The 5,488-nt window shown below is 67.1% G+C and carries 5 protein-coding genes; all 5 read right to left on the reverse strand.

Annotated elements, in window-relative coordinates:
* Positions 1–317 precede the first annotated feature (317 nt).
* Positions 318–2,693 carry a methyl-accepting chemotaxis protein gene (locus tag AC5P7E_RS21015; protein ID WP_049456944.1) on the reverse strand — a complete coding sequence of 792 codons (2,376 nt, stop codon included), beginning with the start codon at positions 2,691–2,693 and terminating at the stop codon, positions 318–320.
* 101 nt (positions 2,694–2,794) lie between these two features.
* Positions 2,795–3,178 carry a hypothetical protein gene (locus AC5P7E_RS21020; protein WP_005409515.1) on the reverse strand — a complete coding sequence of 128 codons (384 nt, stop codon included), beginning with the start codon at positions 3,176–3,178 and terminating at the stop codon, positions 2,795–2,797.
* A 136-nt stretch (positions 3,179–3,314) separates the two neighbouring features.
* A complete protein-coding gene (locus AC5P7E_RS21025) occupies positions 3,315–3,806 on the reverse strand; it encodes a chemotaxis protein CheW (RefSeq protein ID WP_005409516.1) in 492 nt (163 codons plus the stop codon).
* Between the two features lie 232 nt (positions 3,807–4,038).
* Complete coding sequence (locus AC5P7E_RS21030) at positions 4,039–4,812, reverse strand: flagellar brake protein (RefSeq protein WP_005413239.1); 774 nt, start codon at positions 4,810–4,812, stop codon at positions 4,039–4,041.
* A 204-nt stretch (positions 4,813–5,016) separates the two neighbouring features.
* Positions 5,017–5,488: methyl-accepting chemotaxis protein (locus AC5P7E_RS21035; RefSeq protein ID WP_495213729.1), on the reverse strand; the 472-nt coding region annotated here is incomplete at its 5' end.

Raw genomic sequence — 5,488 nt, forward strand, 5'->3', positions numbered from 1 at the left:
CGGGTGCGCGACGCTGAAAACGGGCTGGTCCCTGCCTAAGGCCAGCCAGGGCGCAAGACCAAAGGCTGCCGGCCAGCGGCCGGCACTACCGTGCCCGTCTCATGGAGGGGCCAAGTCCCTCCATCAACACAGTTGCTACAAGGACGTATTCACGGCGTGCCCTGCGCAGCCCACCCTCGCGGCCAACCCTCAGTAACCCAGCGCTTCGACCGACCATCCCGAGGGGCTTCGCCGTTGGCTGGATATCCAGATACCCCGTAAACAAAAACGCCCCAGCGCAGGGCCAGGGCGTTCTCGTGCGTCAGGTCAGGCAGGCCTCAGAATTCCTGCCAGTCTCCGTCGGCCAGTTCGGTGGCCATCGGACGACCACCCGCCGTGCGGCGGGCCGGCGGGGCAGCCGGGGCCGGGGCAGCCGGTGCAGCGGCGCGTGGCGCCGGGGCGGTGACGCGCGGGGCGGCGACGACCTCGGCTTCGTCCACCACGAAGATCGACACCGCTTCGCTGAGCTGACCAGCCTGTTCTTCCATCGCACGCGCGGCAGCAGTGGCTTCTTCCACCAGCGCGGCATTCTGCTGGGTGGTTTCGTCCATCTGCACCACGGTCTGGTTGACCTGCTCGATGCCGGCGCTCTGTTCCTGCGAGGCGGCGGAGATCTCGGCCATGATGTCGGTCACGCGCTGCACCGAGGCGACGATCTCGCCCATGGTCGCGCCGGCCTTGTGCACCAGCGCCGAGCCGTCGTTGACCTTGCCGACCGAATCGTCGATCAGGCCCTTGATCTCCTTGGCGGCAGCGGCCGAACGCTGGGCGAGGGTACGCACTTCGCTGGCGACCACGGCGAAGCCGCGGCCCTGCTCGCCGGCACGCGCGGCTTCCACCGCAGCGTTCAGCGCCAGGATGTTGGTCTGGAAAGCGATGCCGTCGATGACAGAGATGATCTCGGCGATCTTCTTCGACGAGGCTTCGATGGCCGACATGGTGGTGACCACCTGGCCGACCACCTCGCCGCCCTGCGAAGCGACACCGTGCGCGCCGATGGCGAGCTGGTTGGCCTGGCGGGCGTGCTCGGCGTTCTGGCGCACGGTGGAGGTCAGTTCCTCCATCGAGGCAGCGGTTTCTTCCAGGTTGGCGGCCTGCTGCTCGGTACGGCGCGACAGGTCACTGTTGCCCGAGGCGATCTCGCCGGCGGCCGAGCTGATCGCGCGGCTGGACTGCTTGATGCGGGTGACGATTTCACTCAGCTGCGCGGCGGTGGCGTTGGCGTCGTCGCGCATGCGGGCGAACACGCCCTGGTAGTCGCCGTGCATGCGCACGGTCAGGTCACCCTGCGACAGCGCGGCAAGCAGGCCGGAGATCTGTTCGATGCTGCCGGCATTGGCGTCCAGCAGGCCGTTAATCTGCTGGGCCAGCTGCAGGAAGAAGCCTTCCTTGTCGCTGGCGTCGATGCGGCCGGACAGGTCGCCGGCGGCGGCCTGGGCGATCACGCGCGCCACTTCGGCTTCGACCAGTGCTTCCTGGGTGCGGTCGCGCCATTCCACCACGTAGCCGACGGTGTCGCCGCCTTCGTTGCGGATGGTCGACACCACCTGCGCGAACTGGGCATCGCCGTACTGCATCGGGCGACGGGCGACGCCGTGGGCCTTCAGGTTGCCCAACAGCGTCTGGTCCATCTCGCCGCGGTGTTCCAGCACGGTGACCGGCTTGCCGATCAACGAGGCCTGGGCGTCGAAGTCCGGCAGGTCGCGGCGTACTTCATCCTGGTACTGGCTGAGGGTCTGCTGCAGGGCGCGGTTGCTGTAGACGATGGTGTTGCTGGTATCGGTCAGGTAGACACCGGTCGAGCTGTAGTCCAGCGCGGTGCGGATGCGCAGGTTCTCGCGGGCAACGGCCTGGTCGGTTTCGATGCGTTCGCGCAGGTCGCGCTGCATCCGCTGCATGGCCTGCATCAGTTCGCCCACTTCATCCTGGCGGCTGACGTCGATGTGGCCATCGAGCTTGCCGCCGGCCACGTCGTTGGCAACCGACACGGCGCCACGCACGCTGCCGACCAGGGCGCGCGCGAACAGCCAGACCAGCACCAGGCCGAGCGCGGCGCCGCCCAGCAGGGCGATCACGGTCAGCACGGCGGAGGCGGAATAGGTGGACGCGGCCTCTTCGCGCGAGGCGCGGGCGAGGCGGTTGTCTTCGGCGATCAGCGCTTCCAGCGCGGATGCAGCCTTGCGGTGCTTGGTGCGGGTCTCGCCCACGAAGGTATCGATGGCATCGTCCGGAAGGTCCAGCTCCAGCATCTCGGTGACGCTGTCGTAGGAGGCCAGGGCGTCCTTCCATTCCTTGGCGAAGGTATCGAACAGCTTCTTCTGCTGCGCGTTGTCGACCAGCTTCGGGTATTCCTTGATCGACGTGTCCATGCTGGTGCGCAGGTCGACGGCCTGCTTGCGCGCGTCGGACTTGACGTCATCGCTGGCGCGGATCAGCTGCTGGTAGGCGGCATTGCGGTACTCGCCCAGCATGCCGCGCATCTCGCCGGCCATGCGGATGCTTTCCATGCGCGAACCCGCCAACTCGGTGGTGACGTTGTTCAGCGAATGCAGTCCGCGATAGGCGACGATGCCCTGCAGCAGCATCACCAGCAGGAGGACGCCGAAGGTCAACAGCAGCTTCGGCATCAGTTTCAGGTTGTTGATCCACGGCATGGGCGTTGCGATCTCCTAAGGCAGACGCGTCCGGGCGTCGGGCCCGGTTGCAGCAGAAACCACGCCGGCACAAGCTCCGGCGTGGTTCGACGGACAGCGGATTACTTGATGTTGGCCAGCTTCAGGCCCGCCGGCGAGCTGACTTCGATTTCCGCGCGCGAGGCGTCGCGCTGGATCTTGCCGATCACGCACACGGTCTTGCCTTCCAGGGTTTCCAGCGGGAAGGAGAACTTGCCGCGGTTCTCGCCGGCGATGCGGGCCGAGAAGGTGTGGCGCGGGAAGGCACCGCCCATGTACAGGAAGGTCGGCTGGCCTTCGGAACCTTCTGCGTAGCGGGCCTTTTCGACCTTGCCACAGACCATGCCGTCCTTGCCGACCGAACGCGGGGCCAGTTCCGGCGGGATCATGTCGGCCGCCTGGGCGAACGCGGAGGAAGCGGTGGTGGCCAGGACAGCGGCCGAAACGAACGCAAGCAGGGACTTCATCGAGGTGTATCTCCGGGGATGGTGATGGTCGTTCCGGTTCCGCGCGCTCCTGCGCGACCGGCTTCTGTCCCCCTATCGGCACTGCTGGGGGGAACTGAAGGGTTTTGTGACCAGAACGTGAAGCAGGTCCGATGGCTCAGGCGGCAGCGTCTTCGGCGAGGGAGGCCTGGCCCATGTCGGCGCTGTCGAGCAGGGTCTCGATGTCCAGCAGGATCAGCATGCGGTCGTCGTGGGTGCCGATGCCGGAGATGAAGCGGGTGTCGACTGCAGCGCCGAACTCCGGGGTCGGGCGGATCTGCTCGGCCGACAGCGGGATCACGTCCGACACGCTGTCGACCACGATGCCGACCACGCGGTCTTCGACGTTGAGCACGATCATCACGGTGAAGGCGTCGTAGCGGGCGTTGTCCAGGCGCAGCTTCAAGCGCAGGTCGATGACCGGCACGATGGTGCCGCGCAGGTTGATCACCCCCTTGATGTAGTCCGGGGCGTCCGGCACGCGGGTGACCGCATCGTAGCCACGGATCTCCTGCACCTTGAGGATGTCCACGCCGTAGTGCTCGGCGCCGAGGGTGAAGCTGAGGAATTCGCCACCGGCGCTGGCGGCGGAGCTGGTCTTGTCGTTCATCGAGGGGTCCTGGTTCTGCCGGAAGTCCCGGTGTCAGGCTCGATATCGGCCCCGCGTGGGGGGACTTTAGGTGCCGGGGGAGAGGCATCCACGCATGGCGTGGATCTACCGCGGCGCGGCCGGCACGCGCATATGGCGTGGATCCGCCGAAGATCGGTAGTGCCGGCCGCTGGCCGGCGACGGCATCATGCGGGTTGCCGGCCGCCGGCCGGCACGAACGGTCGAACGGGCCTCAGAGCTCGCCGTTGCGGCGCGCCTTGCGCTGGCGGTCGATGCGGAAGATGTAGCGCTGGATGGCGCTGTCGCCGCCGCGCGGCAGGCTGTCAAAGCGCATTCCCACGCGCTTGACCTCGATGCCATTGGGCTGTCGCTGTGGCAGCAGGTTGCAGACCACCAGTTCGATGTCCAGGTCGGGGCCATCGGGCAGCGACAGCTGCGCCGGGTAGCGCTTCTGCAGGCCGAATACGGCGCAGTCGTTGGGAACCACTACGGCCAGGCCGCCACCGCTGATGTCCACCACCCGCATCGACAGCGCTTCGGCACGTGCTTCGCCGGGTGGCAGCAGCAGATGCGGCGAGTCGGTGACCGGGGTCTCCAGCCGGTACAGCTCACGGCGCTGCAGATGCACCAGTTCGTCCGGCAGCGGGGCGCGGAAGGCGACGTGGCCGTCGTTGTCCACGCGCTGCAGTTCGTGCAGGCGGAACCGCACAAGGACACGTTCAAGCTGGGCGAAGCAGAGCAGGTGGTCGGCCTGCTCGGCGGCACGGTTCGACGCCTCCTGCGGGCTGCCGTCGAGCAGCAGGTAGTCTTCGTCCTCGTCGAGATCAAGCAGGGCGGTCGGGAAGGAACGATCCCGGCCGTCGATATGCGCGTTGATCAGTGATCGCTGGTCGATCAGCGAGCGCAGCAGCTGCCGCAGCTGGCGGGGGTTGCGGACCAGGAAGCGTTCGTCCGCGGCGTCGGCCGCGTGGACATCATGCAGTTCAGTGTCGTGGCCGTCGGACATGGAGTCTGTGATCAGGGGCGGGCGCCAGCACGCGTTGTTGCAGGCTCGATGGGGATATCGGCCTCTTCATTGGATTATGAAGTGGGATTTGCATCACTTTCCATGCATAAGGGGCCAGATCCCTTTCCCGTGGGAAAGGGATCTGGCCCCGTGGCCCGCCATGCTGGTGCATCCACCCCATGGGCGGATGCTTTCTGCGTGGGGTCAGAACTCCTGCCAATCACCCTCGGCAGCCAGCGCCGGCTGGGCGGCCGACGCCCGCAGCGGCCGTGTCGGTGCTGCCTTGGTGACGGGCAGGGCGGCCGCGACCTGACGTGGCTGCGGTGCATTTGCCAAGCGTGCCGGCGCAGCGGCGACGCCCTGCGATGCCAGCCGGAAGCGCGCCACGGCTTCGCCCAGCTGCACGGCCTGGTCTTCCATGGCGCGCGCCGCAGCAGTCGCTTCCTCCACCAGCGCGGCATTCTGCTGCGTGGTTTCGTCCATCTGCACCACGGTCTGGTTGACCTGCTCGATGCCGGCCGACTGTTCCTGCGAAGCGGCGGAGATCTCGGCCATGATGTCGGTCACGCGCTGCACCGAGGCGACGATCTCGCCCATGGTGCTGCCGGCCTGGTGCACCAGGCTGGAGCCTTCGGCGACCTTGCCGACCGAATCATCGATCAGGCCCTTGATCTCC

It is taken from the genome of Stenotrophomonas sp. YJH_SMC_25 (genome assembly GCF_059369595.1).